This window comes from Pseudomonas sp. NPDC008258 (assembly GCF_042956345.1).
Taxonomy (GTDB): domain Bacteria; phylum Pseudomonadota; class Gammaproteobacteria; order Pseudomonadales; family Pseudomonadaceae; genus Aquipseudomonas.
In genome coordinates, this window is sequence record NZ_JBIBGE010000006.1 from 102,021 (window position 1) to 127,713 (window position 25,693).

General features: G+C 63.8%; 24 protein-coding genes. 17 read left to right on the forward strand and 7 right to left on the reverse strand.

The features are described 5' to 3' along the window. The first annotated feature begins 31 nt into the window (after positions 1 to 31). From ACFY9W_RS06740 to ACFY9W_RS06765, 6 genes are all read left to right on the forward strand, one after another. Positions 32 to 337 (forward strand): DUF3649 domain-containing protein, encoded by a 306-nt coding sequence (locus ACFY9W_RS06740; protein WP_016497978.1) that lies wholly within the window; start codon positions 32 to 34, stop codon positions 335 to 337. Beyond that, positions 334 to 1,908, forward strand: a complete 1,575-nt coding sequence (locus tag ACFY9W_RS06745; RefSeq protein ID WP_391127488.1) for a PepSY domain-containing protein — start codon at positions 334 to 336, stop codon at positions 1,906 to 1,908. The genes ACFY9W_RS06740 and ACFY9W_RS06745 overlap by 4 nt, the downstream gene beginning before the upstream one ends. After that, positions 1,908 to 2,234, forward strand: a complete 327-nt coding sequence (locus tag ACFY9W_RS06750) for a DUF3325 domain-containing protein (protein ID WP_110740528.1) — start codon at positions 1,908 to 1,910, stop codon at positions 2,232 to 2,234. The genes ACFY9W_RS06745 and ACFY9W_RS06750 overlap by 1 nt, the downstream gene beginning before the upstream one ends. A 22-nt stretch (positions 2,235 to 2,256) precedes the next feature. Then, positions 2,257 to 2,814: a sigma-70 family RNA polymerase sigma factor gene (locus tag ACFY9W_RS06755; RefSeq protein WP_391127492.1), complete on the forward strand. Its 558-nt coding sequence runs from the start codon at positions 2,257 to 2,259 to the stop codon at positions 2,812 to 2,814. Beyond that, positions 2,811 to 3,791 carry a FecR domain-containing protein gene (locus ACFY9W_RS06760; RefSeq protein WP_391127495.1) on the forward strand — a complete coding sequence of 327 codons (981 nt, stop codon included), beginning with the start codon at positions 2,811 to 2,813 and terminating at the stop codon, positions 3,789 to 3,791. The genes ACFY9W_RS06755 and ACFY9W_RS06760 overlap by 4 nt, the downstream gene beginning before the upstream one ends. A gap of 201 nt (positions 3,792 to 3,992) precedes the next feature. Then, positions 3,993 to 6,383 carry a TonB-dependent siderophore receptor gene (locus ACFY9W_RS06765; RefSeq protein WP_391127498.1) on the forward strand — a complete coding sequence of 797 codons (2,391 nt, stop codon included), beginning with the start codon at positions 3,993 to 3,995 and terminating at the stop codon, positions 6,381 to 6,383. A gap of 128 nt (positions 6,384 to 6,511) precedes the next feature. Here ACFY9W_RS06765 and ACFY9W_RS06770 read toward each other — a convergent pair whose 3' ends face one another. Further along, the gene (locus tag ACFY9W_RS06770) at positions 6,512 to 7,387 is read right to left on the reverse strand and encodes a helix-turn-helix domain-containing protein (RefSeq protein WP_391127501.1); all 876 of its coding nucleotides are present in this window, start codon (positions 7,385 to 7,387) and stop codon (positions 6,512 to 6,514) included. Between the two features lie 274 nt (positions 7,388 to 7,661). Here ACFY9W_RS06770 and ACFY9W_RS06775 point away from each other — a divergent pair, with 274 nt between their 5' ends. Next, a complete protein-coding gene (locus tag ACFY9W_RS06775; RefSeq protein WP_391127504.1) occupies positions 7,662 to 8,564 on the forward strand; it encodes an EamA family transporter in 903 nt (300 codons plus the stop codon). Between the two features lie 134 nt (positions 8,565 to 8,698). On the opposite strand, the gene ACFY9W_RS06780 is transcribed toward ACFY9W_RS06775, so the two are convergent. Both ACFY9W_RS06780 and ACFY9W_RS06785 read right to left on the reverse strand, forming a co-directional pair. After that, on the reverse strand, positions 8,699 to 9,673 hold the full coding sequence (locus ACFY9W_RS06780) for an NAD(P)-dependent oxidoreductase (protein ID WP_391127506.1): 975 nt from the start codon (positions 9,671 to 9,673) through the stop codon (positions 8,699 to 8,701). 115 nt (positions 9,674 to 9,788) lie between these two features. After that, positions 9,789 to 10,736, reverse strand: a complete 948-nt coding sequence (locus ACFY9W_RS06785; RefSeq protein WP_016713499.1) for a LysR family transcriptional regulator — start codon at positions 10,734 to 10,736, stop codon at positions 9,789 to 9,791. 191 nt (positions 10,737 to 10,927) lie between these two features. Between ACFY9W_RS06785 and ACFY9W_RS06790 the strand changes: the two genes are divergently transcribed. From ACFY9W_RS06790 to ACFY9W_RS06810, 5 genes are all read left to right on the forward strand, one after another. Then, the gene (locus ACFY9W_RS06790; RefSeq protein ID WP_391127509.1) at positions 10,928 to 12,457 is read left to right on the forward strand and encodes an efflux transporter outer membrane subunit; all 1,530 of its coding nucleotides are present in this window, start codon (positions 10,928 to 10,930) and stop codon (positions 12,455 to 12,457) included. Continuing rightward, complete coding sequence (locus ACFY9W_RS06795) at positions 12,454 to 14,631, forward strand: FUSC family protein (protein ID WP_391127512.1); 2,178 nt, start codon at positions 12,454 to 12,456, stop codon at positions 14,629 to 14,631. The genes ACFY9W_RS06790 and ACFY9W_RS06795 overlap by 4 nt, the downstream gene beginning before the upstream one ends. Positions 14,632 to 14,635: 4 nt before the next feature. Then, on the forward strand, positions 14,636 to 14,836 hold the full coding sequence (locus ACFY9W_RS06800; RefSeq protein ID WP_008097766.1) for a DUF1656 domain-containing protein: 201 nt from the start codon (positions 14,636 to 14,638) through the stop codon (positions 14,834 to 14,836). A gap of 10 nt (positions 14,837 to 14,846) precedes the next feature. Further along, positions 14,847 to 15,707: an efflux RND transporter periplasmic adaptor subunit gene (locus ACFY9W_RS06805; RefSeq protein ID WP_391127514.1), complete on the forward strand. Its 861-nt coding sequence runs from the start codon at positions 14,847 to 14,849 to the stop codon at positions 15,705 to 15,707. Between the two features lie 200 nt (positions 15,708 to 15,907). Then, positions 15,908 to 16,948: a PDDEXK nuclease domain-containing protein gene (locus ACFY9W_RS06810; protein WP_391127518.1), complete on the forward strand. Its 1,041-nt coding sequence runs from the start codon at positions 15,908 to 15,910 to the stop codon at positions 16,946 to 16,948. A 32-nt stretch (positions 16,949 to 16,980) separates the two neighbouring features. On the opposite strand, the gene ACFY9W_RS06815 is transcribed toward ACFY9W_RS06810, so the two are convergent. Both ACFY9W_RS06815 and ACFY9W_RS06820 read right to left on the reverse strand, forming a co-directional pair. Then, a complete protein-coding gene (locus ACFY9W_RS06815; RefSeq protein WP_391127521.1) occupies positions 16,981 to 17,262 on the reverse strand; it encodes a type II toxin-antitoxin system YhaV family toxin in 282 nt (93 codons plus the stop codon). A 30-nt stretch (positions 17,263 to 17,292) separates the two neighbouring features. Beyond that, on the reverse strand, positions 17,293 to 17,739 hold the full coding sequence (locus ACFY9W_RS06820; RefSeq protein WP_391127524.1) for a universal stress protein: 447 nt from the start codon (positions 17,737 to 17,739) through the stop codon (positions 17,293 to 17,295). 271 nt (positions 17,740 to 18,010) lie between these two features. On the opposite strand from ACFY9W_RS06820, the gene ACFY9W_RS06825 reads away from it, so the two are divergent. The 5 genes from ACFY9W_RS06825 to ACFY9W_RS06845 all read left to right on the forward strand — a co-directional run bounded on the left by ACFY9W_RS06825 (position 18,011) and on the right by ACFY9W_RS06845 (position 24,171). Further along, positions 18,011 to 18,916, forward strand: a complete 906-nt coding sequence (locus ACFY9W_RS06825) for a LysR substrate-binding domain-containing protein (RefSeq protein ID WP_391127527.1) — start codon at positions 18,011 to 18,013, stop codon at positions 18,914 to 18,916. 226 nt (positions 18,917 to 19,142) lie between these two features. Next, entirely contained in the window at positions 19,143 to 20,684 is a 1,542-nt protein-coding gene (locus ACFY9W_RS06830) for an MFS transporter (RefSeq protein ID WP_391127530.1), read from the forward strand. Positions 20,685 to 20,712: 28 nt separating this feature from the next. Beyond that, the gene (locus tag ACFY9W_RS06835; protein ID WP_391127533.1) at positions 20,713 to 21,774 is read left to right on the forward strand and encodes an efflux RND transporter periplasmic adaptor subunit; all 1,062 of its coding nucleotides are present in this window, start codon (positions 20,713 to 20,715) and stop codon (positions 21,772 to 21,774) included. After that, a complete protein-coding gene (locus ACFY9W_RS06840) occupies positions 21,771 to 23,222 on the forward strand; it encodes an efflux transporter outer membrane subunit (protein ID WP_391127536.1) in 1,452 nt (483 codons plus the stop codon). The genes ACFY9W_RS06835 and ACFY9W_RS06840 overlap by 4 nt, the downstream gene beginning before the upstream one ends. Positions 23,223 to 23,376: 154 nt before the next feature. Beyond that, positions 23,377 to 24,171, forward strand: coding sequence for an SDR family oxidoreductase (locus ACFY9W_RS06845; RefSeq protein ID WP_391127539.1), 795 nt, complete (start codon positions 23,377 to 23,379; stop codon positions 24,169 to 24,171). Between the two features lie 129 nt (positions 24,172 to 24,300). On the opposite strand, the gene ACFY9W_RS06850 is transcribed toward ACFY9W_RS06845, so the two are convergent. After that, entirely contained in the window at positions 24,301 to 25,113 is an 813-nt protein-coding gene (locus ACFY9W_RS06850) for an SDR family oxidoreductase (protein ID WP_391127542.1), read from the reverse strand. 15 nt (positions 25,114 to 25,128) lie between these two features. Then, the gene (locus tag ACFY9W_RS06855) at positions 25,129 to 25,593 is read right to left on the reverse strand and encodes a multidrug transporter (RefSeq protein WP_391127545.1); all 465 of its coding nucleotides are present in this window, start codon (positions 25,591 to 25,593) and stop codon (positions 25,129 to 25,131) included. Between the last annotated feature and the right edge of the window lie 100 nt (positions 25,594 to 25,693).

Below are 25,693 nucleotides of genomic sequence, written 5' to 3' on the forward strand. Positions count from 1 at the left end.
TGCACCCCCGAAAAACGCCCGGACCTTCGCCATGACGCGCAAAACTGCCGGCCTCTCGCTCAGCTATCGGCTGGCCGTTGCCTCACGCAGCCTGGCCGCGCTGTTGGGCGGCTACCTGCTGGCGTCCATGGCCAGCGTCTGCATTGCCCTGGTGGCGCCGTTGCCAAAGGTTGATGCCACGCTGACCGGTCTGTTGCTGTCGTTCGTCTTCTACCTGCTGGCATTCATCTGGTGCTTCGCGTGCCGCAGCGCCTGGCGTGCCTGGTTGGGCGTACTGGCGCCAAGCCTGCTGCTGGGGATGATCAGCGGCGTTGCCTACTGGATGAAAAACCCATGAAAGAAGGCTTCCGCCAGGCGATGGCCTGGCTGCACACCTGGACCGGGCTGATTTTCGGCTGGCTGTTGTTCGCCATCTTCCTCACCGGCACGTTGTCGTATTTCAAGGAAGAAATTACCCACTGGGCACAGCCCGAAGTGCGCAGCCATGCCCTTGACCCGCTCAATAGCCTGGACATGGCCCAGCACTACTTGCAAGAGCATGGCGCGCATTCGGGCACGTGGTTCATCCGCATGCCCAACGCACGCGAGGCGGCCTTGAGTGTGGGCTACCGCGACCCTGATAGCGGGCAGCGGGGGTTCGTGAGCAAAACCCTCGATACACAGACGGGCCAGCCGGTGGAAGCACGCGACAGCCGCGGTGGCGAGTTCTTCTACCGTTTCCACTTCCAGTTGCAGATGCCTTACCCGTTCGGCCGTTGGCTGTCGACCTTCTGCGCCTTCATCATGCTGCTGGGGCTGGTTACCGGCATCATCACCCACAAGAAGATCTTCAAGGAGTTCTTCACCTTCCGCCCCGGCAAAGGGCAGCGCTCCTGGCTGGACGGGCACAACGCCATTGGCGTGCTGGTGCTGCCGTTCCACCTGATGATCAGTTACAGCAGCCTGGTGCTGTTCATGTACATGGTGATGCCGGCGGGGATCATGGCCAGTTATGGCAATGACACCGACAAGTACTTCAACGACCTGTTCGGCCGCAACGATGCGCCGAAGGCCGCCCAGGTGGCTGCGCCGCTGGTGCCCCTGCCGAGCCTGTATGCCCAGGTGCAGGCCCTGCAACCGGGCGCGCGCATTGGCAACATCCAGGTGCAAAACCCGGGTGACAGCAATGCTCGCGTCACCTTCACCCAATCGGCTGCCGACCACGTGGCTTACCGGCGCAGTGCCAACTGGACCTTCGACGGCGCCAGTGGCGCGCTGCTGAGCCAGGGCAAGCCCGAGAGCGGGGCGATGATGACCGCCTTCAGTTTTGCCGGGCTGCACATGGGCAATTTCGCCGGGCCTTGGCTGCGCTGGTTGTACTTCTTCTTCGGGGTGGCGGGTACTGCGGTGATTGGCACGGGGCTTGTGATGTGGTTGGGCAAACGCCAACTGAAGCACGCCAAGAGCGAGCACATGCCGGGTGAACTGCGCCTGGTCGAAGTGCTGAACATTGCCAGCATGAGCGGCTTGTTGCTGGCGGTGGCGGGTTTCTTCTGGGCCAACCGCCTTATCCCGATGGGCGTCGAAGGCCGGGCCGACTGGGAGGTCAATGCCTTCTTCATGGCCTGGGGCCTGTCGCTTTTGCATGCCGTGCTGCGCAGTGGGCGCAGGGCCTGGGGCGAGCAACTTGCGTTGGGTGCGCTGGCCTTTGCCTTGCTGCCGTTGCTCAACGGCCTGAGCACTGATCGGGGCCTGAACCATTCGCTGCTGGAAGGTGACTGGGCCATCGCCGGCTTCGACCTGACAGCCCTGGCAACCGGGCTGTTCCTGGCCTGGCTGGCCGGCAAGATGCTGCGCAGCCCCAAGCCGGTTGCCAAGCGCCCACGTGTGGCGAAAAAGCCGAGCACCGAAACGGCGGAGGCGAGCTGATGCTGGGTAACGCACTTATCGCATTCGCAGGTTTTGTTGCCTTGTGCCTGGCCATGGAAAAACACTTCAGCGACTTGCTCGGGCGCAAGCCGCGCCCTGGGCAGTTGCGGCTGTTGCGTATCGCCGGTTGGCTGTTGCTGATGCTGTCGCTGGTCCTGAGCGTGCACTTGCGTGGCTGGGCCCACGGCCTGGTGGAGTGGACTGCGGTGATGATGGCCGGGGTGACCTTGTGGGTGTTCGGGCTACCTTACCAACCGCGCCTGCTGCTGGGCCTGGCCGCCGCCAGCGTGGTGCTGGGGCCGTTGCTGGCCGTGTTTGCAGTGTGACCCTGTGAGCGAGCCGGGGGACATGACCGAACTGGACGCCGAAAATGGCGGCGGGCGTGCCCGTTTCGTCCAGGTATTCCTGGCCCAACGGGCGCGCATGGAGGCGCTGGTCAGCCGCCGGGTCGGCTGCCGCGCCACGGCTTCGGACCTGGTCCAGGAACTGTTCCTGCGCTTCTGGCGCCGCCCCGAGGTCAAGGTCGAGGCACTGGATACCTACCTGCTGCGTTGCGCCGGCAACCTGGCCATTGACCACCTGCGCAGTGAGGGCAGCCGAGAGCGTGTGGCAGAAGCCGCCTTGCCGGTAGACGAGATGGCCATGGCCCAGGCACCCGAGCAGGCCCTGGAGGTGGACCACGACCTGCAGCGCATCGAGGCCGCCTTGCGTGCCTTGCCCGAGCGCACCCGGCAGATCTTTCTGCTCAACCGCATCCACGGCTGCAAGTACGGCGAAATCGCCAAGGCCATGCAGTTGTCCCAGAGTGCCGTGGAAAAGCATATGATGCGCGCCCTTGAAGCGTGCAAGGCCAGTGTTGCCGAGCCCGCGCCCACTCCACGCCGGCCAGGGAGCGCCCGTCGATGAGCAGCATGCCCCCCATTACCGAGGCGCAATCCCAGGCAGCACTGCAATGGCTCAGCCGCATCAACGAGCAGCCCGCGCAAGCCGAAGGGGCGGCGTTCAAGCGCTGGTTGCTGGCCGACCCCGGGCACCGTGACGCCTACCAACAGGCCCAGGCACTGTGGCAGAAAAGCGCCACCCCGGCTTTGCTGTTGGCGGACGAGGAACAGGACGCCCTGCAGCGCTACCTCGATGCCATGGCCAGCCCGCCGACCCGCAGCCCGTGGCGGCGCGTGGCGGCACTGGCGATGGCGGCCTGCCTGGTGCTGGCAGTGGGGATTGCCGGTGGCTGGCACCCGGCCTACTGGTTACAGGACTTGCAGGCCGACTACAGCACTGCCGGGCAGATTCGCCAGGTGACCTTGGCCGACCAGTCGCAAGTAACGCTGGATGCGGGTAGCGCCATTGCCGTCGATTTTGCCCAGGGTGAGCGCCGTGTGCGGTTGCTGCATGGCGCGGCGTTCTTCCAGGTGACGCATACCGGCGAGCCGTTCCTGGTTGAAGCGGCCGGTGGCGAAGTTCGAGTGCTCGGCACCCAGTTCGAGGTGCGTGAGCAAGGCGAGGGCGCCCAGGTGACGGTGCGCAGCGGGCGTGTGGGGGTGAGCCCTGCGCAGGGCACCTTGGCGCGTGAGCTGACTGCCAACCAGCAGGTGAACTACAGCGCAGGCAAGGTCGGTGACACCCAGGTTGTGGACAGTGACAACCGCCTGGCCTGGCGCCAAGGGTGGCTGAACTATTACCAGGTGCCGCTGGCTCAGGTGGTAGAAGACCTCCGGCGCTATTACCCAGGGCGCATTGTGTTGCTGGATGGCGAACTGGGGCAGCGCAAGGTCAGTGGCAGTTTCCCGGTGGGCGAGCCGTTGCTGGCGCTGGATTCGCTGGGCAAGGTGATGGGCTTTTCGCGGCAGACCGTATTGGGGCGTTTGACCTTGGTTCGGTAGTCGCCTGCACCGGCCTCTTCGCGGGCACGCCCGCTCCCACAGTTATTGCGCAAGTCCCTGTGGGAGCGGGCATGCCCGCGAAGAGGCCAGCGCAGGAGAAAAAATTTTCAGAAAGCGGGTGAGGTAACAGGACGTGGCATCCGTGTAATGAGTGGAAGTGCGATTCATTCGCAATAATCACCCTCTCACAGGTCAGCGTCCATGAAGTTCTCCCCGCGTTGCGTCCCTCTCTGGTTCGGCCTTGCCATGCTCCCGGCCATTGCTGTCGCCCCCTTGGCCAGTGCCGCCGAGCAACAGCAGACCTATGCCTTCGCCCAGCCGGCCCAGCCCCTGGCCCAGGCGCTCAACGCCTTCAGCCGCACCACCGGCCAGAGTGTGGTCTACACACTGGAACTGCCGGGCGTGCAGGCACCGGCACTGAACGGCCGCTTCAGCGCCGAACAGGCCCTGCAGCAGTTGCTGGGCAACGCCGGGCTGGCCTGGCGCCGAGTGGATGCACGTACGCTGACCCTCGAAACCGCAGATACCTCCGGCGCCCTCAACCTGCAGGCCACCACCGTGACCTCGCAAATGGACGTGTACAGCTATCAACCGCCGGCCACCGCCTCGATCATGCGCGGGCAGGGCCCGAACCAGGACATCCCCCAGGCCATCAACGTGGTACCGGCCCAGGTCATTCGCGATCAGGCCCCGCGCAACCTGGATGATGCCCTGGCCAACGTCAGCGGCATTACCCAGGGCAACAACTTTGGCGGCACCTCCGACACGGTGATGAAGCGCGGTTTTGGCGACAACCGCGACGGCTCGATCATGCGTGATGGCATGCCCATCGTGCAGGGCCGCAGCCTCAACGCCAGCACCGAGCGGGTCGAAGTGCTCAAGGGCCCGGCCTCGCTGCTGTACGGCATCCAGGACCCTGGCGGGGTGATCAACGTGGTCAGCAAGCGCCCGCAACTTGAACAGTACAACGCGCTGACCGTACGCGGCTCCACCTACGGCAGTGGCAAGAATGGCAGTGGCGGCGGGTTCGACAGCACTGGCGCACTGGGTGACAGCAACTTCGCTTACCGGCTGATCGTCGATCACGAAGACGAGGATTACTGGCGCAACTATGGCGTGCACCGCGAGTCACTGGTAGCGCCGTCGCTGGCCTGGCTGGGCGAAGACACCCAGGTGGTGCTGGCCTACGAGCACCGCGAATTTCTTTACCCGTTTGACCGTGGCACTGCGTTCGGCAACAACGGCCACCCGCTGAACATTCCCGCCACGCGTCGGCTGGACGAGCCGTTCAACGACATGGAAGGGCGCTCCGACCTGTATCGGCTGGAAGTCGACCACCAGCTGGCCGACGACTGGAAGCTGCACTTTGGCTACAGCTTCAACCGCGAAACATACGATGCAAGCCAGGTGCGGGTGACCGGCGTCAACGAAGCCAAGGGCACACTGACCCGCAGCATCGACGGCACCCACAACGCCATGAGCCGCGACCAGTTCGCCACCCTCAGCCTGGCCGGCAATGTGGAGTTGGCCGGCATGCAGAATGACCTGTTGTTCGGCATCGACCATGAAGACCGCAAGGTGTATCGCGGCGACCTGATCCGCCAGACGGCACGCTCCACCTTCAGTTACCTCAACCCCGTTTACGGCCAGGAGGTGGAAGGCACCAGCGTACGTGCCAGTGACAGCGACCAGACCGACAAGCTGCGCACCGATGCGCTGTTCGTGCAGGACGCGTTGCACCTGGATGATCACTGGATCCTGGTGGCCGGCGCGCGCTTCCAGCAGTTCGACCAGTATGCCGGCCGCGGTCGACCGTTCACGGCCAATACCGATAACAGCGGCCAGGCCTGGGTGCCGCATGCCGGCATTGTCTACAAGGTCGATGACCAGCTGTCGTTCTATGGCAGTTACAGCGAGTCGTTCAAGCCCAACTCCAGCATTGCGCCGCTGACGGGCGGCGTAGTACTGGACTCGTCCGTTGCGCCCGAGGAAGGCAAGTCGTGGGAGCTGGGCGCCAAGCTGGACATGCCCGGCCGTCTGACCGGTACCTTGGCGCTGTTCGACATCACCAAGCGTAATGTGCTGGTCGCCAATTTCGACAGCGGAACCGGCGAGACGGTCTACAGCAATGCCGGCGAGGTCAATTCAAGAGGTGTGGAGCTTGACCTGACCGGCCAGCTCAGCGAGCGCTGGAGCCTGATCGGCAGCTATGCCTTTACCGATGCCAAGGTGACGAAAGACCCGGACCTTGAGGGCAACCGCCTGCAGAACGTGGCCAGGCACACGGGCTCGTTGTCGGCTGTGTACGACTTCGGCAGCCTGTTCGGTGGCGACAAGCTACGGTTCGGTGCAGGCGCACGCTACGTGGGTGAACGGGCGGGCAACTCGACCAACACCTTCGACCTGCCGTCGTACACCGTGGCTGATGCGTTCGCTACCTATGAGACCAAGCTCGATGAGCACAATGTCCGGCTGCAATTGAACGTGAAGAACCTGTTCGACAAGGTGTACTACAGCTCGGCGGTGAACCAGTACTTTGTGGCGATTGGCGATGCGCGGCAGGTGAGCTTGTCGAGCACCTTCGAGTTCTAGGTAGCAGGGGGCCGCTTTGCGGCCCATCGCCGGCAAGCCAGCTCCCACAGGTATTGCGACAACTTCAAGCCTGTGGAAATCCTGTGGGAGCTGGCTTGCCGGCGATGGGCTGCAAAGCAGCCCCAATGTCACAGGCTGAAGGCCAAACGGTACTCGCCCGGTGTGGCACCCATCGCCTGGCGGAACCGGTTGCTGAAATGGCTGGCACTGGCAAACCCGCACAGCAGGGCAATTTCCCCCAGCGGCATCGCCCCCAACTGCAACAACCCGCAAGCCCGGTGCAGCCGCCGGGCCAGCAGGTACTGGTGCGGCGGTAGCCCGAAACTGGTGCGGAACATGCGCGCAAAGTGGTATTCGGACAGGTTGCAGCGCAAGGCCAGTTCACCCAGGGTAAGCGGCTGGTCCAGGTGCGCCTCGATGTAATCGACCAGTTGCCGGCGCAGGTTGGGTGCCAGCCCGCCTTTCAGGCGCAGGCCCTGGCGCAGGCCGACCTGGCTGAGCAGCGCATGGTCGACGATCTCGTGCGCCAGGGTACTGGCCAGCAAGCGCTCGCCGGGCTCGTCCCAGCCCAGGGTGATCAATTGGCGAAAGCGAGTGGCCTGTTGCGGGTCGTCGAGAAAGGTCGCCTCCTGCAACTGCAATTCACGGGGTTCCCGGTCGAGCAGGCGCACGCAACCCAAGGCGAACTGCGCCTCGCTGACATACAGGTGCGCCAGCCGGATCGCACCATTGACCACCCAGTTCGACTCCTGCCCGGCCGGCATCACGCACAGCTTGCCGGGCGCGCCCTTGTCTGCCGGTCGTTGGCGGCGGAAGGTGCCGGTGCCGTCGGCGATGTAGCACGACAGGGTGTGATGGGTCGGCGCCTGGTAGTCGCGGGCATCGTCACGGTTGCTCCACAACGCCGCCGCCAGCCCGTCGCCCAGGTGCGCGCTCAGCTCCAGCCGCGCGTGGGGCGAGGCGTGCATGGCGTTGAACACTTGCAGCTGGGTGAGTGGGGTCATGGGCGGTTCCTCTTGCCAGCCATCCTACTGCCACTTGGGCAGGCTGACAGCTACCTGCGGGACAAAAGCGCAAGTTTGTGCAAGCTGCATGCGCCGCGCACGGTGAACACTGTTGGCACTGGCGAGGGCTGCGCCCTCGATCGCCGGCAAGCCAGCTCCCACAGGTACAGCGCCCGGCTTGGGGTTGACGCTGTCCCTGTGGGAGCTGGCTTGCCGGCGATGGGCCGCGCAGCGGCCCCGGGATGTAATGTCGATCGCCTGAGGAACTGCACCCATGAACCTGTCACTGTACCTGCTCACTGTCCTGATCTGGGGCACCACCTGGATTGCCCTGAAGCTCCAGTTGGGCGTGGTCGCCATCCCCGTCTCGATCGTATACCGCTTCGCCCTGGCCGGCCTCATTCTGTTCGCCATCCTGCTGCTCACCCGCCGCCTGCAACCCATGAACCGCCGCGGCCACCAGATCTGCCTGGCCCAGGGCTTGTGCCTGTTCTGCGTCAATTTCATGTGTTTTCTCACGGCCAGCCAGTGGATTGCCAGTGGCCTGATCGCCGTGGTGTTCTCCACCGCCACGCTGTGGAACGCGCTTAACGCACGGGTTTTCTTCGGCCAGAAAATCGCCAGCAATGTGCTGGGTGGCGGCGCCCTGGGCTTGCTCGGCCTGGGCTTGCTGTTCTGGCCCGAGCTGTCGCACCACAGCGCCAGCCGCGAGACGTTGTACGGCCTTGGCTTGGCCTTGCTCGGCACGCTGTGCTTCTCGGCGGGCAACATGCTGTCGAGCATGCAGCAAAAAGCCGGGCTCAGGCCCATGACCACCAATGCCTGGGGCATGGCGTACGGGGCGATGATGCTGGCGGTTTATTGCCTGGCCAGCGGTATTCCTTTCGACATGGAATGGAACACCCGCTATATCGGGTCTTTGATGTACCTGGTGATACCGGGCTCGGTGATCGGCTTCACGGCCTACCTGACCCTGGTCGGGCGCATGGGGCCGGAGCGGGCAGCCTATTGCACGGTGCTGTTCCCGTTGGTGGCGTTGAATGTGTCGGCGGTGGCCGAGGGGTATCAGTGGACGGCGCCGGCCCTGATGGGGCTGGTGGCGGTGATGGCGGGGAATGTGCTGGTGTTTCGCAAGCCCAAGGCCAAGGTGGCTGAGGGGTTGGTGGTGGCCAAATAGATGATGTGCTGCCTGCACCGGCCTCTTCGCGGGCTTGCCCGCTCCCACAGGTAAAACACAGGCCTCAATATCTGTGCAGTTCCTGTGGGAGCGGGCGCGCCCGCGAAGGGGCCAGTACAGGCTAAGAAAGGCTATCAGCCCTTCCAAACCTGCGGGTTCACCAGATCCCGCGGCCGCTCACCCAGCAGCGCCGCGCGCAGGTTGTCCATCGCCCGGTTGGCCATGGCCTGGCGGGTTTCGGCAGTAGCCGAACCAATGTGCGGCAAGGTCAGCGCATTGGGCAGCTTGAACAGCGGCGAATCGCTCAGCGGCTCCTTTTCGTACACATCCAGGCCAGCCCCACGAATGGTGCCGTTGTGCAGCGCTTCGATCAGCGCCGCTTCGTCTACCACCGGCCCGCGGGCAATGTTGATCAGGAAGGCGCTCGGCTTCATCAGCTTCAGCTCACGTGCCCCAATCAACTTGCGCGTGGCGTCGGACAGCGGCACCACGATGACCACGAAATCCGCTTCTGCCAGCAACTCATCCAGGCTGCGGAACTGCGCCCCCAGCTCTTGTTCCAGCGCGGTCTTGCGGCTGTTGCCCGCGTAGATGACCGACATGTTGAAACCGAACCGCCCACGGCGGGCAACGGCAGCGCCAATGTTGCCCATGCCGACGATACCCAGCGTCTTGCCATGCACATCGCTGCCGAAGTGCGCCGGGCCCACGGTGGCCTGCCAGTTGCCGGCCTTGGTCCAGGCATCCAGCTCGGCGGTGCGGCGGGCACAGCCCATCACCAGCGAGAAGCCCAGGTCGGCGGTGCTTTCGGTGAGCACGTCGGGGGTGTTGGTCAGGGCGATGCCACGCTCGTTGAAGTAGTCCAGGTCATAGTTGTCGTAACCGACCGAAACGCTGGACACCACCTCCAGTTTGGCCGCGCCTTCAAGCTGGGCACGGCCGAGCTTGCGGCCAACGCCGATCAGGCCGTGGGCCTCGGGCAGGGCTTCGTTGAACTGGGCATTGATGTCGCCGAGCTTGGGGTTCGGCAGAATCACGTTGAAGTCTTGCTGCAGGCGCTCGGCCATGGCCGGGGTGATACGGCTGAAGGCCAGGACGGTCTTTTTCATCGGGCTGCTTCCAAAAGAAAAGCTACAAGCTACAAGCTACAAGCCACAAGAAAAAGCAGCACCTGCACATATCTGCTTTTTCTTGCAGCTTGCAGCTTGCAGCTTGCAGCTGCTTTTAGTTGGCGATCAGCACCTGATGGGTTTTAAGGTCGGCCTCATGGGCTGCGAGAATCTCCGGCAGCGAGTTGCGCAGGTACTCGACCCAGGTCTTGATCTTGGCATCCAGGTATTGCCGCGACGGGTAGATGGCGTACAGGTTCAGCTCCTGCAGGCGGTACTCGGGCAGCACCCGCACCAGGCTGCCATCACGCAGGCCGTCGATGGCCGAGTAAATGGGCAGCACGCCCACGCCCATGCCGCTGCGGATCGCGGTCTTCATGGCGTCGGCGGTGTTCACCATGAACGGCGAGCTGGTGATGTTGACCATTTCCTGGCCTTCCGGCCCGTCGAACAGCCACTTTTCCAGCGGAATCACCGGGCTGACCATGCGCAGGCAGGCGTGCTTGAGCAGGTCGGCGGGCTTTTGCGCGCTGCCGTGGCGGGCAATGTAGCCGGGCGAGGCGCAGACGATGCTGTAGGTAATGCCCAGCCGCTGGGATACGAACCCTGAGTCGGGCAGCTCGGTGGCCAGCACGATGGACACGTCATAGCCTTCGTCGAGAAGGTCGGGCACGCGGTTGGCCATGGTCAGGTCGAAGGTCACGTCCGGGTGCGATTCGCGGTAGCGGGCGATGGCATCCACCACGAAGTGCTGGCCGACCCCGGTCATCGAGTGCACCTTCAACTGCCCGGCAGGGCGGGCGTGGGCATCGCTGGCTTCGGCTTCGGCTTCTTCCACATAGGTAAGAATCTGTTCGCAACGCATCAGGTAGCGCTTGCCGGCTTCGGTCAGGGCAATGCGGCGGGTAGTGCGGTTGAGCAGCCTTGTTTGCAGATGGGCTTCCAGGTTGGAGACCGCCCGCGACACGTTCGCGGTGGTCGTATCCAGTTGTGCCGCCGCAGCGGTGAAGCTGCCTAGCTGGGCTACGCAACTGAAAGCACGCATGTTTTGCAGGGTGTCCATGGGTCACTCTCAATGTAGAGGACAAAATTGTGTCACGAAGTAACGACAAAAAGCTGAAAAGTTACCTTCGACCAAAGGCGGATTATCGCTGTTTCGGTAACAAAGATTCGCAGGAATCTGCGCTTATCGCCAGTGCTGCCGCCCCCTAGAATTGCCCGGCCCCTTCACCTCTTCCTCGGGAAATCGCAGCTGTGCCGCGTCGCATCATCAGAACGCTCAATGCGTTCAGTGCCTGTGCCCTTGCCCTCACCTTGAGCGGCTGTATCGGAACCTGGGGCATTGCCCCGCAAAGCAAGACGCTGCAAGCCAATACCTTGACCACCGACGCGGCCATACGCGAAGCCGCGACCGACGCCCATTGGCCCGACCAGCAGTGGTGGCACGCCTATGGCGACCCCCAGCTGGACCGTTGGGTTGCCCTGGCAGTGGCCGGCAGCCCAAGCCTGGCCATGGCCGCCGCGCGGGTGCGCGAAGCCAAGGCCATGGCCGGTGTGGTCGAGTCGGCAGAAAAGCTCCAGGTCAATGGCCAGGCTGCGCTCAAGCGCCACAACTGGCCTGAGGACCAGTTCTACGGCCCGGGCGCACTGTCGGGTGCCAACACCTGGGACAACAACGCCGCCTTTGGCTTCAGCTACGCACTCGACCTGTGGGGTCGTGAACGCAATGCCAGCGAGCAGGCTGTGGACCAGGCGCACATGAGTGTTGCCGAAGCCCGCCAGGCGCAGCTGGAGCTGCAGAACAACGTGGTGCGTGCCTACATCCAGCTGAGCCTGCACTTTGCCCAGCGCGATATCGTCAAGGCCGAGCTGGAGCAGCAGGAGCAGATCCTGGCCCTGGCCAAGCGCCGCCTGGACGCCGGCATCGGCACCCATTTCGAAGTCAGCCAGGCCGAAGCACCGCTGCCGGAAACCCACCGCCAGCTCGATAGCCTGAACGAAGACATCGCCCTGACCCGCAACCAGTTGGCCGCACTGGCCGGCAAGGGCCCGGGGGAGGGCGCACAGTTGCAGCGCCCGACCCTGGCCCTGGCCGCGCCGCTGAAACTGCCATCGAACCTGCCCGCCCAGCTGGTCGGCCAGCGCCCCGACGTGGTCGCCAGCCGCTGGCAGGTGGCTGCACAGGCGCGTGGCATCGACGTTGCCCATACCGGCTTCTTCCCGAATGTGGACCTGGTTGGCAGCCTGGGCTTCATGGCCACCGGCGGTGGCCCGCTGGAGTTCCTGACCGGGCGCAAGTTCAACTACAACGTCGGCCCGGCCATCAGCCTGCCCATCTTCGACGGTGGCCGCCTGCGCTCGGAACTGGGTGTGGCTGCGGCGGGGTATGACGTGGCCGTGGCACGTTACAACCAGACCGTGGTTGGCGCGCTGAAGAACATCTCCGACCAACTGATCCGCCGCGAGTCGATGAAAGAACAGTCGCATTTCGCCGCCGAATCCGTCGCGGCCGCGCAGAAAACCTACGACATCGCCATGGTCGCCTTCCAGCGTGGTCTAACCGACTACCTGAACGTGCTCAATGCGCAAACCTTGCTGTTCCGCCAGCAGCAGGTGCAGCAGCAGGTGCAGGCTGCCCGCCTGATCGCCCATGCCGAGCTGGTCACCGCCTTGGGTGGTGGCCTGCAGGCTGGCCAGGATGTGCCAGATGAGCAGCGCCAAGCGGCGCCGAAAACCCCGGCCACCCTGGCCATTTTCGACAAGAAGCCGGATAACGCCGAATGAGCACTTCCAGTTTGCCCGTGCGCTGGCTGCAAAGCCTGGAATGGCGCCGGGGCTTCTTTGCCTGGGCGCGCACCGACGGGGTGACGTGGGTGTACATCTTCAAGGTGCTGGCCGCCGCCTTCATCACCTTGTGGCTGGCCATGCGCCTGGAGCTGCCGCAACCGCGCACGGCCATGATCACTGTGTTCATCGTGATGCAGCCGCAAAGTGGCCACGTGTTCGCCAAGAGCTTCTACCGGGTGCTCGGCACCCTGGCCGGTTCGGCAATGATGGTGGCGCTGATCGCCATCTTCCCGCAAAACACCGAGCTGTTCCTGCCTAGCCTGGCCCTGTGGGTGGGGCTGTGCTCGGCCGGCGCCATGCGCTACCGCACCTTCCGCGCCTATGGCTTTGTGCTGGCCGGCTACACCGCGGCCATGATCGGCCTGCCGGTGTTGCAGCACCCCGACCAGGCGTTCATGGCGGCGGTATGGCGGGTGTTGGAGATTGCCCTGGGTATTCTGGTGTCGACTTTCGTCAGCGCCGCGATCTTGCCGCAGTCAGCTAGTGCTGCCATGCGCAACGCCCTGTACCAGCGCTTTGGCGTGTTCGCCGGGGTGGTGGTCGAGGCCCTGCGTGGTGACAGCCAGAAGGACCGTTTCGAAAGCAGCAACGTGCGTTTCGTTGCCGAAGCGGTCGGCCTTGAGAGCCTGCGCAACGTCACCGCCTTCGAAGACCCGCACATGCGCCGCCGTTCTGGCCGCCTGGTGCGGATGAACAGCGAATTCATGGCCATCACCACGCGCTTCAACGCCTTGCACCGGTTGCTGGAGCGCCTGCGCGCCCGTGGCCCGTTGCAGATCGTCGGTGCCATCGAGCCAGGGCTGAATACGCTGGTAGAACTGTTGCAGCCCTATGTGGGCCGGGCGCTGACCGATGCCGATGCGCTGCGCCTCACCCTGGAGCTGGCCGCCTACAAGGAAGGCCTGCAAGCCCAGGTGCGAGGGCTGCGTGCCGAGTACCTGGCGACCGACCCCAGCGAGGCCGACCTGCTCGACTTCCACACCGCATTCGAGCTGCTGTACCGCTTTGTCGACGAAATGTACAGCTACGCCGAAACCCACGCTTCGCTGGCTGCGCACAAGCACGAGCGCGAACAGTGGGATGAGCCCTACGTGGCGCAGACCAGCTGGCTGGTGTCGCTGGCCGCCGGCGTGCGGGCCTCGGCAGTGTTGTTGCTGCTGGGCAGCTACTGGCTGCTCAGCGACTGGCCCAGCGGCGCCATGATGACCCTTATCGCCACCGTCACCGTGGGCCTCTCGGCGGCCTCGCCGAACCCCAAGCGCATGTCGTTCCAGATGGCTTGCGGCACGGCCATTGGCGCCTTTGTCGGCTTCTTCGAAACCTTCTTCGTGTTCCCCTGGATCGATGGCTTCCCCCTGCTGTGCATGGTGTTGGCGCCGGTGTTCGTGCTGGGCGCGTTCCTCTCGTCGCGCCCGGCCTATGCCGGTTATGGCATCGGCCTGCTGGTGTTCTTTGCCATCGGCTCGGTGCCCAACAACCTCACCGTGTATGACCCGTATACGTTCATCAACGACTACATCGGCATGGTCATCGGCATGTTCGTCTGTGCCGCCGCCGGGGCGATCATCCTGCCGCCCAACAGCCGCTGGTTGTGGAGCCGCCTGGAGCAGGAACTGCGCGAGCAGGTGCTGTTTGCCATCAGCGGCCGCCTGCGTGGTATCGGCACGGCCTTTGAAAGCCGCACCCGCGACTTGCTGCACCAGGCCTATGGTCTGGCGGCCGGTAAACCGCAGGTGCAAAGCCAGCTGATGGGCTGGATGTTCACCGTGCTGGAAATCGGCCACGCCGTGATCGAGCTGCGCAAGGAACAGGCCCGCGCACCGGTGCACCCGGCCTATGCCGAATCACAGCCGTGGCGCCAGGCCATCCGCGTGATGGGCCGCGCCCTGGCACGGCTGTTCCTGCAACCCAGTGCCAGCAACCACGAACGCGCGCTGGTGGCGGTGGACCATGCCATTGCCCGTGTGCAAGCCACTGACGAGCCGTTTGCCCGGCACTTCGACACCTCGGTGCTACGCCGTGCACAAAGCTACCTGCACTTCATCCGTTCTTCCCTGCTGGACCCACTGTCGCCGCTGGTACCGGCGAAAGGACTGCACGATGCTCCGTGAAAGCATGCCCCGTGAAATCGCCTTCCATGGCGTGTACATGCCCACCATGACCTTGATGTTCCTGTTCGCCCTGGGCCTGGCCTGGGGGCTGGACCGGTTCATCGCCAGCCATGATGGCTATCGCTTCTTCTGGCACCCGGCGCTGCTGCGCCTGAGCCTGTTCGTCTGCCTGTTCGGCGCCCTGGCGCTGTCGCTTTACTGGTGAGAACCCTTCGATGAAAAAGTTTTTCAGCCTGATCGCTACCTTGCTGGTGCTGACCGCCGCCGTGGTGATTGGTCGCCAGTTGTGGCTGCACTACATGACCACGCCCTGGACCCGTGACGGCCGCGTGCGTGCCGATATCATCAACGTTGCCGCCGATGTGCCGGGCTACGTGGTGGATGTGCCGGTCAAGGACAACCAACGGGTGAAGAAGGGTGACCTGCTGATCCAGATCGACCCCGAGCACTACCAGTTGGCGGTCGACCAGGCCAAGGCCATGGTCGCTTCGCGCAAGGCCACCTGGGAGATGCGCAAGGTCAACGCCAAGCGCCGTGCCGACATGGACAACCTGGTGATCTCCAAGGAAAACCGCGACGACGCCAGCAACATCGCCAACTCCGCCCAGGCGGACTACCAGCAGGCCCTTGCCGAACTGGCGGCCGCCGAGTTGAACCTCAAGCGCACCCACATCGTCGCCACGGTGGACGGCTACGTGACCAACCTGAACATCCACAAGGGCGACTATGCGCGTACCGGTGAAGCAGTGATGGCGGTGGTCGACGAGAACTCGTTCTGGGTGTACGGGTTCTTCGAAGAAACCAAACTGCCGCACGTGAAAGTGGGCGACCAGGCCGAGTTGCAGATGATGAGCGGCGAGCGCATCAAGGGCCATGTGGAGAGCATCGCCCGCGGCATCTACGACCGCGACAACCCACAGAGCCGCGAGTTGATCGCCGATGTGAACCCGACCTTCAACTGGGTGCGCCTGGCACAGCGGGTGCCTGTGCGGATACACATTGACGAAGTGCCGGAAGGGTTTTTGCTGGCGGCGGGGACGACGTGTACGGTGGTGGTGAAGCCGAGCGAGGGGTGAGCTGGCCCAGTCAGAGCTGCTGAGGCCCCTTCGCAGGCAAGCTCATTTCCACAGTCACGTGCAGTTTTTAAGTTTTGGGAAATGGCCTACTCGCTTCGGAGAAGAATCGCGAGTTGCTGCTATTGGCAGTGTTTTACCAGAAGAGCAGGCTGGGACCGCCATTCAAGCAGCATTTCGCCTGATCCAGGAACACTCATCCCATGCCCGAAAGAGCGCCATCTCTGATCGACACGCCAAATGGCTACAAAGCTTGGCTTGCTGATCTCAAGGTTCGTATTCATAAGAGCCAGCAAAAGGCCAGTCTCGCCGTGAATCGGGAGCTAGTGAGTCTTTACTGGCATCTTGGGCGAGACATTGTCGAGCGACAGGCTGCTCAGGGTTGGGGGGCTAAGGTCATAGAGCGACTGGCTCATGACCTGAAAGCTGAGTTCCCGGGGATGAAAGGCTTTTCGCGGGCCAACCTGATGTACATGCGAGCGTTTGCCGAGGCTTGGCCAGAGGAGGCAATTGTCCAACAGGCTGTTGGACAATTGCCGTGGGGCCACAATCTGGTGTTGCTGACAAAGCTGAAAAAACCGGAGGAGCGGCTTGCGTATGCGACGCGGGCATCGGAGTACGGATGGTCGCGCTCAACTCTGCAGATGCACATCGAGTCGAGGTTGCTGGAGCGGGAAGGCAATGCCATCTCGAATTTTTCGACGCATTTACAGCCGCCAGGTACTGATCTGGCAAAACAGTTTCTCAAGGATCCTTATCTTTTCGACTTCCTGAATGTGACCCCCGAAGCCAGTGAACGAGAGATTGAAGCAGCTTTAGTAGAACACATCACATTATTCCTGCTTGAACTGGGGGCAGGTTTTGCCTTCGTCGGGCGCCAAGTGCATCTGGAGGTCGGAGGTGATGACTTCTACATCGATCTCCTGTTCTACCACTTGAAGCTGCGTTGCTATGTGGTGATAGAACTGAAGACTGAGAAGTTCAAGCCGGAGCATCTGGGTCAACTGAGCTTTTACCTCACTGCAGTTGACTTGCAGATGAAGCTGGAACAAGACAACCCTACGATTGGATTGCTTCTATGCAAAGGCAAGAACAAGGTGGTCGCTGAATACGCATTGCGTGGCAAGGCTCAACCTATTGGAGTCGCTGAGTTTCAGTTGATCAGTGCTTTACCAGAAGAGTTGCAGGCAAGCTTGCCGAGTATCGAGCAGATCGAGCAGGAACTTGCTAGTCGTCGCGATTGACCCATCCCTTATGGGATGCCGCTCAAGCCTCCCTACCTGGGCCTGACATGCACAGCCCCGCACTCTCGCAGCAATTGATCCCAATCGTCTGGTGGATGGCCAGTTAGCAGCATCTTCTGAAAGACCTTGTAAGCGTCCTCGCTGCTGTCGTAAGCCCGCTTGGTCGAATCGTCATTGACCCAAGCCAGTACGATGATCCGGCTGGCGGTGTGATAGCGAAAGAACAAGCGGTATTGCTGAAAGAATTTCGCTCTGAACCAGTGCTTGTGGTCGACGCTCAGCGTTGCGCCCTGCCTGTACTCAACTTTGGTCAATGCAATCGCATTACCCGGCTGATCAGCGGTTCACGCCGCCCCCACCAACACTGGAACCTCAACCCGGTCGATCACCTTTGCGCTGATCGACGGATCCAGCAACCGCCCCAGCCGCGACAGGTGGCGGTGGCCCATGATGATCAGCTCGCAGTTCAACGCCTGCGCCTTGGCCACGATAGCCTCTACTGGCTGCCCGGCCACCATGTAGCCCTGGCTGGTGAAGCCGGCTTGCTGCAATGCGCGCACCGCCTCGGCCACGGCGTGGTCGGCATGCTGCTGTTCCTCGCAGGCTGCGGGGTATTCCTCCAGTTCCTCGGCGGTGTATGGCGCGGGTTGCTCGTGCACGGCGAAGGTGGAATCGATGGCCAGCAGGATGTGCAGTTCGTGTTCGGCGGGGCGGCAGTAGCGGCGGGCGAGGGTGAGCAGGGCGGTGGAGGCGGGGGAGGCGTCGATGGCAATCAGGACGGGGGTGGGCATTGGGGATCCTTGGCTGAGGCTGGCTGATAAGTCTGCAGGACCGGCCCTTTCGCGGGCATGCCCGCTCCCACAGGTACTGCGCAGCCTTCAGATACTGTGCGGTCCCTGTGGGAGCGGGCGTGCCCGCGAATAGGCCAGACCTGGCAATGGTTCATTTATCGCCGATCACATTCGGTGAATAAATGCCCCACCACGCACGAGCGCATTGCGTCTGGTGCAATCCCCCAACCTGCTACCATCGCCATTCCCACTGCTGTAACGGAAAACGGCCATGCAACTCCCGGACATGAACCTGCTCATTGCCCTCGATGTCTTGCTTGATGAAGGCAGTGTGGTTGGCGCGGCACAGCGCATGAACCTGAGCCCGGCAGCCATGAGCCGCACCCTGGGGCGTATCCGCGACGCATTGGGCGACCCTATCCTGGTGCGCGCCGGCCGTGGTCTGGTTCCCACGCCACGGGCGTTGGCCCTGCGTGAACAGGTGCACGGGCTGGTGGAGCAGGCCGGGCAGGTGTTCCGCAGCCGTGACGATGTGGACCTGGTGAGCCTGGACCGCGCGTTCAACATTCGCACCAACGACCTGTTCATCGCCCTGTACGGTGCCCAGTTGCTGCGCATGATGCTGGCCCAGGCGCCGCGTACGGTGCTGCGTTTTGTGCCGGAGGGCAGTGGCGACGATGATGCGGTGCTGCGCAACGGGCAGATCGACCTGATCATCAGTTCGGCCGTTGAGCTAGGCCCGGAAATCAAGGTCCAGAGCCTGTTCAACACTTACTTCGTGGGGCTTGCACGCGAAGGGCATCCGATCTTCGATGCGCCCATCACCCCACAGCGCTTCGCCAGCTACCCGCAGATCAGTGTGTCCCGGCGCGGCCGTGCCAATGGGCCGATCGATGTGGCGCTGGCCCCTCACAAGGTAGAGCGGCGGGTCGCATTGATCACCACGAGCTTCCATTCAGCCATGTTCTCGTTGCCGGATTCGGACCTGATCCTCCCGATACCGGCCAATATCCTTAACAGTGTGAACCGGCTGAAACTGCCATTGCGGTCGTTTGAAATTCCCGTGCCACTGGAAAAAGTGAACGTCAAACAGGCGTGGCACCCGCGTTTCGACAACGACCCGGCCCACCGGTGGCTGCGCCAGACACTTAAAGCCTGTGGCAGCATAGACCCGTGAAACCGGATGGGATTCTTCGCGGGCACGCCCGCTCCCACAGGGATATCACTGCCCTGAAGAGTAGCTATGCCCCTGTGGGAGCGGGCGTGCCCGCGAAGCAGGCGACTCGGTTGTGAAGTGGATTGCGTCTGACGCAACATAACACTACCGAGAATTCAGTTTTCGTCAGCATTCGACCTTCTTAGACTTGCTCCAGTCGTAATTTTGTTGCTGGAGATGTCTGCCCATGAGTTCCCTGTCCGCCCCGTCTGCCGCCATTGCCGCCGCCCCCGCGCCGGCTGCGCCTGCGCAGACGGCGTTCGGCCTGCAGGTCGTGGTAGGGCTGTTCGGTGTATTGCTGGCCGTGTTGTGTGCGGGCCTCAACGAGTCGGTGACCAAGATTTCCCTGGCCGACATCCGTGGTGCCATGGGCATCGGTGCCGACGAAGGCGCCTGGCTGCTGGCGGTGTACAGCGCCGCTTCGGTTTCGGCCATGGCCTTTGCGCCCTGGCTGGCCACCACCTTCTCGCTGCGCCGTTTCACCATGAGCGCCATCGGGCTGTTCGCCGTGCTCGGCCTGCTGCAACCGTTCGCCCCCAATCTGCACAGCCTGATGCTGCTGCGCGTGCTGCAAGGCTTCGCCTCTGGCGCCTTGCCGCCGATGCTAATGAGCGTGGCCCTGCGCTTCCTGCCGCCCGGCATCAAGGTGTACGGCCTGGCCTGTTACGCCCTTACCGCCACCTTCGGCCCCAACCTCGGCACGCCGCTGGCGGGGCTGTGGACCGAGTACGTGGGTTGGCAGTGGGCGTTCTGGCAGATCATCCTGCCGTCGGCGCTGGCGATGGCCTGTGTCGGTTGGGGCCTGCCGCAAGACCCGCTCCGCCTGGAGCGTTTCAAACAGTTCGACTGGCGCGGGGTGCTGCTCGGCCTGCCGGCCATCAGTTGCATCGTGCTGGGCCTGTCGCTGGGTGATCGCTGGGGCTGGTTCGACTCGCCGCTGATCTGCTGGCTGCTCGGCGGTGGCCTGCTGCTGCTGGTGCTGTTCATGTACAACGAATGGTCCGAGCCGTTGCCGTTCTTCCAGCTGCGCATGCTGTCGCGGCGCAACCTGAGTTTCGCCCTGGTGACCCTGGCCGGCGTGCTGATCGTGTTGTCCGGCGTGGGCAGCATTCCGTCGGCCTACTTGGCGCAGATCCAGGGTTACCGCCCGGCGCAGACCAGCCCGTTGATGATGCTGGTAGCCATGCCGCAGCTGGTTGCCCTGCCGCTGACCGCAGCGCTTTGCAACATCCGCGCGGTGGACTGCCGCTGGGTGCTGGGCATCGGCCTGGCAATGCTGGCGGTGTCCTGCGTGGGCAGCAGCCTGCTGACCAGCGAGTGGATCCGTGGCGACTTCTACCCGTTCTACCTGCTGCAGGTGTTCGGCCAGCCCATGGCGGTGCTGCCTTTGCTGATGCTGTCGACCAACGGCATGACCCCACAGGAAGGCCCGTTCGCCTCCAGCTGGTTCAACACCGTAAAAGGCCTGGCCGCAGTGATCGCCGGCGGCCTGCTGGATGCCCTGGGTACCCTGCGCCGGCATTTCCATTCCAACCATCTGGTGGACAGCCTGGGCAACGCCCCGCTGGTCGACGGCAACACCGCAGGCCTGGCCAGGCGCATCCATGACCAGGCGCTGGTACTGACCTCCGCCGACCTCTACCTGGTCATGGCCTGCATCGCCGTGGCCCTGATCTGCCTGATTCCTTTCGTGCCTACCCGGGTCTATCCGCCGCGTGCGGTGGCCTGAACCCTGGATGAATTCGAGAACCACTGAAATGACCAACAAGCGCAAAACCCTGTTCATCGGCTCGGTGCTGGCCGTGGCTGTCCTGGCTGGCATCGTCGGCCCGTGGGTGCTCGGCAGCGACCACCGCCAGAGCACCAACGATGCCTATGTAATCGCCGACTACACCGTGGTCGCGCCAAAGGTGGCCGGCTTCATCAAGGACGTGCTGGTGGAGGACAACCAGCAGGTCACGGCCGGCCAGTTGTTGGCGACCATCGATGCCCGTGACTACCAGGCCGCCCTGGACGCCGCACAGGCGCAGTTGCTGGTAGCCCAGGCGCAAAGCGCCGATGCCCGCGCCACCCTCGAACGCCAGGCCGCATTGATTGCCCAGGCCGAAGCCGCCGTGAAAGCTGCCCAGGCCGAAGCGGCGTTCGCCGACCACGAGGTCAACCGCTACAGCCGCCTGGCCGAACAGGGCGCCGGTACCGTGCAGAATGCCCAGCAGGCGCGCAGCGGGGTCGACCAGGCCCGCGCCCGCCTGGCCAATGCCCAGGCGGCGCTGGTGGCGGCGCGCAAGCAAGTGGACATTCTCACGGCCCAGGTGGCCAGTGCCGATGGCCAGCTCAAGCGCGCCGAGGCGGGCCTGCAAAAGGCCCAGCTCGACCTGTCCTACACGCGTATCACCGCCCCGGTGGACGGCATGGTTGGCGAGCGCGCCCTGCGGGTAGGCGCCTACGTCAACCCGGGCGCCCGCCTGCTGTCGGTGGTGCCGTTGCAGCAGGCCTATGTAGTCGGCAACTTCCAGGAAACCCAGCTGACCCATGTGCAGCCTGGGCAACCGGTAAACATCACGGTCGACACATTCTCCGGCGAGAAGCTGCAAGGCCATGTAGAAAGCATCGCCCCGGCAACGGGCGTGACCTTCGCCGCTGTGAAACCGGACAACGCCACTGGCAACTTCACCAAAGTGGTGCAGCGCATCCCGGTGAAGATCGTCTTCGATGATGGCCAGCCGCTGCTCTCGCGCCTGCGGGTGGGCATGTCGGTGGAAGCGACCATCGATACCCGTGGCGACAAGCTGGACGGCAAAGAGGTAACTGCACGATGAAGCCGGCATCACGCTTGTGCCCTTTGCTGCTGGCTGTGTTGCTGGCGGGTTGCACGATGGGCCCGGACTTCCAGCGCCCCGACACCCAGGCACCGCAGCAGTGGGCGCCGTTGCAAGGCGAGGCAGCGGCCAGTCAGCCGCAGGCCGAACCGCTGGAGTTGCGCTGGTGGGAAACCTTCCATGACGCGCAGCTTGGCGCTTTGATCCAGCGGGTTGCCGAACGCAACCTCGACCTGCAGATGGCCAGCGCCCGCCTGCTGCAAAGCCGCGCCTTGCGCAGCACCGTGGCGGCGGATGAACTGCCGTCGGTAGACGCGAACGCTGGCTACAGCCGTGCCCGCAACAGCGCCGAAGGCCTGAGCGACCCCTCTGGCAAGGCTGGCAAAGAGGCTTACAACCTCTGGCAAGGTGACCTGGTGGCGGGTTGGGAGCTGGACTTGTGGGGCCGCGTGCGGCGCCAGGTGGAGGCTGCCGATGCCACGGTCGAGGTGGCCGAGAATGACCGCCGTGGGGTGCTGCTGGCCCTGCTGTCGGAAACTGCCGGCAACTACATCCAGCTGCGCGCGGTGCAGCACACTATCGAGGTGACTCAGGACAACCTCAAGGTCGCCCGGCACAGCCTGAAACTCTCTGAAAACCGCCAGGCCGAAGGCGTCGCCACCCGGCTTGATGTGGCCCAGGCCAGCGCTCAGGTCGCTTCGATCGAGTCACGCCTGCCCAGCCTGGAAGCCCGCCGCGATGACCTGATCAACGCCCTCAGCCTGCTCGCCGCCGAGCCACCGCGCAGCTTGCAAGCCGAATTGTCGAAGGGCGGCGAGCTGCCCGCACCGCAACAGAAGTTTGCCATCGGCTTGCCGTCCGAGCTGGCCGAGCGCCGCCCGGACATCCGCCAGGCCGAGGCCCGCCTGCATGCCGCCACCGCCAGCATTGGTGTGGCCAAGGCCGATTTCTATCCGAGCATCCGCTTGTCGGGCAGCATCGGTTTTCAGGCGATGCAGCTGTCCGATTTCGGCGCCTGGGATTCACGCCGTTTTGCCTTCGGTCCGCAGTTGTCTTTGCCGATCTTCGAGGGCGGCCGGCTCAAAGGCACCTTGGAACTGCGCGAGGCGCAGCAGCAGGAAGCGGCGCTGAACTATCGCAAGGTGGTGCTGGGTGCCTGGCATGAAATCGACGATGTGCTACGCCTGTACAACGCCAGCCAGTTGCGTCGTGACCATTTGGCCGAGGCCGTACGGCAGAACCGCATCGCCCTGGAGACTGCCCAGCGCCAGTATGTGGAAGGGGCGGTGGACTTTCTCAATGTGCTGACCGTGCAGGGTGCCTTGCTGGCCAGCGAAGAGCAGTGGATCGACAGTTCGGCCGCGGTGTCGCAGGCGCTGGTGGGGCTGTACAAGGCCCTGGGTGGTGGCTGGCAGGCGTTTGATGAGCAGCCGGTGAAGAAAGCATGAAAGCGGGGGCCGCTTTGCGGCCCATCGCCGGCAAGCCAGCTCCCACAGGGGCAGCGCTGTACCTGAGACCTGCGCTGTCCCTGTGGGAGCTGGCTTGCCGGCGATGGGCTGCAAAGCAGCCCCGGCAATTGACCTGTTTACCTAGGAGGCACAGATGCACATTTCCCTGAACGGCAAACGCGCCATCGTCAGCGGCTCCACCGCCGGCATTGGCCTGGCCATCGCCATCGGCCTGGCCGAGGCCGGGGCCGAAGTGGTACTCAACGGCCGCACCCAGGCCCGTGTCGACGAAGCCCTCAAGGCCGTGCGCGAGCGCCTGCCGCAAGCACGCATCATCGGCATCGCCGCCGACCTCGGCAGCAAGGACGGCGCGCAGAAACTCTTCGACCAAGTGCCGCACGCCGACATCCTTATCAACAACCTCGGCATCTTCGAGCCCAAGCCGTTCTTCGAGATCGAGGATGAGGACTGGCAGCGCTTCTTCGACGTCAACGTACTCAGCGCTGTGCGGCTGTCGCGTCATTACGCCCAAGGCATGGCCGAGCGCAGATGGGGGCGGGTGGTGTTCCTGTCCAGCGAATCGGCGCTGCAGATCCCGACCGAAATGATTCACTACGGCATGACCAAGACGGCACTGCTGGCGGTGTCGCGTGGGCTGGCCGAAACCCTGGCAGGCACCGGGGTGACGGTGAATGCGGTGTTGCCGGGGCCGACCCGCTCGGAAGGTGTGGGCGATTTCTTTGCCAAGCTGGCGCAGGAACAGGGGGTGTCGAGTGATGAACTGGAAGCCAACTTCCTGGCTGAGCACCGGCCGACTTCGCTGATAAAGCGGCTGGCGACGGTGGAAGAGGTGGCCAATATGGTGGTGTACCTCGCGTCGATGCAGGCCAGCGCCACTACCGGGGCTGCATTGCGGGTGGATGGTGGGGTACTGCGCTCCATCGCCTGATTTTGTGTTGCCTGTACTGGCCTGTTCGCGGGCTTGCCCGCTCCCACAGGTATTGCACCAGCTTCGGGATCACACTACTCCTGTGGGAGCGGGCAAGCCCGCGAAGAGGCCAGTACAGGCGACCGAAGCTCAGAGAGGGCGCAGCAAGCCAAAGCGTTTGCGCAACGCCCAATCCAGCAACCGCCGCGGCAGCAAGCGGGCCATCAGTGGCAACGCGGTACTGCCATTCCCCAGTCGCACCAGTGCCGGTACCGGTGTCTTGCCGACCGCCGCCAACACCCCCTGGGCAAACACCGCCGCCGAAGTCGGTTTGTCTTGCGATGCCCGGGCCCGGGCCTGCACATGCTCGCGCAACGGCCACCACGCCGAATCCGCCGCCAGTACCTGCTCTGCCTGGCGCTGGGCGTTGTTGGCGAACTGGGTGTCAATCGCCCCCGGCTGCACTTCCATCACCTGCACACTAAATGGCGCCAGTTCCAGGCGCAAGGCATCGCTCAGCGCGTGCACGGCAGCTTTGGAAGCGCAGTAGGCGCCGGCGAATGGCGTGACCAGTACACCGGAAACGCTGCCGATATTTACCACTGTGCCCCGTGAACGGCGCAGCAGCGGGAACAGCGCGCGGGTAACGCCGACCAGGGCGAACACGTTGGTCTCGAACTGCTGGCGCAGGGCATCCACACCACCATCAAGCAGCGGCCCCATGGCGCCGTAGCCGGCGTTGTTGATCAGGATGTCGAGGCTTGGCAGTTCCTCGGCCAGGCGGGCCAGCGCCTCGCTGTCGTTCACGTCCAGCTGCCGGGCGGTGTATCCGGCGGCACTCAGCTGCTCGACATCCTCGGGCTTGCGGGCGGTGGCCCAGACATGGTGCCCGGCATCGCGGAAGGCGTCGGCCAGGGCGCGGCCGATGCCGCTGGAGCAACCGGTGATCAGAACGGTGGGCATGTGAGTGGCCTTCGATTAATTGGCGAATGTGCCTTGCAGGTGCTCGGCACGAAATTCCAGGGTCTGCGGACGGTACCCGGAGCGCAGCGGCGGCAATGGCAAGCAGTCTTTCCATTCGGCCCCCGGCTGCAATTCACCCGGCCCCCGGTAACGCGGCGCATTGTAGGTATTCTCGGCCAGGTTCACGGTATCACCCGGCGCATACGCCGCCACCCGCCAGCGCAGCTCGGTAAGCGGCACGTTGTTGCCGTTTTTCATGCGAACTTGCAGCGCACGGTCGGCAGGGCATTGCTCGGGGGCATAAACGAGGCGCAAGTCCAGGCGGGCCAGTCGTGAGGTTTCGCGGTTGTCCTGCCACACGACAAACAACGCCACCAGGCCCAGGCCGCACACGGCGGCCAGCGAAATCGGCAGGGCCTTGGCCGGGTAGCGCAGCAGCAGTACCAGCCAGGTAAGGATGAGGAAGGCACCGATGATCATGGGGCGGGCAGACCTTGGTTGCGCGGGGTCTGACCATCGTAGCCTGAAATGGGGTGGGGCTCAAAAGCGGGGAGGGCTGTGCCCTCCAATCGCCGGCAAG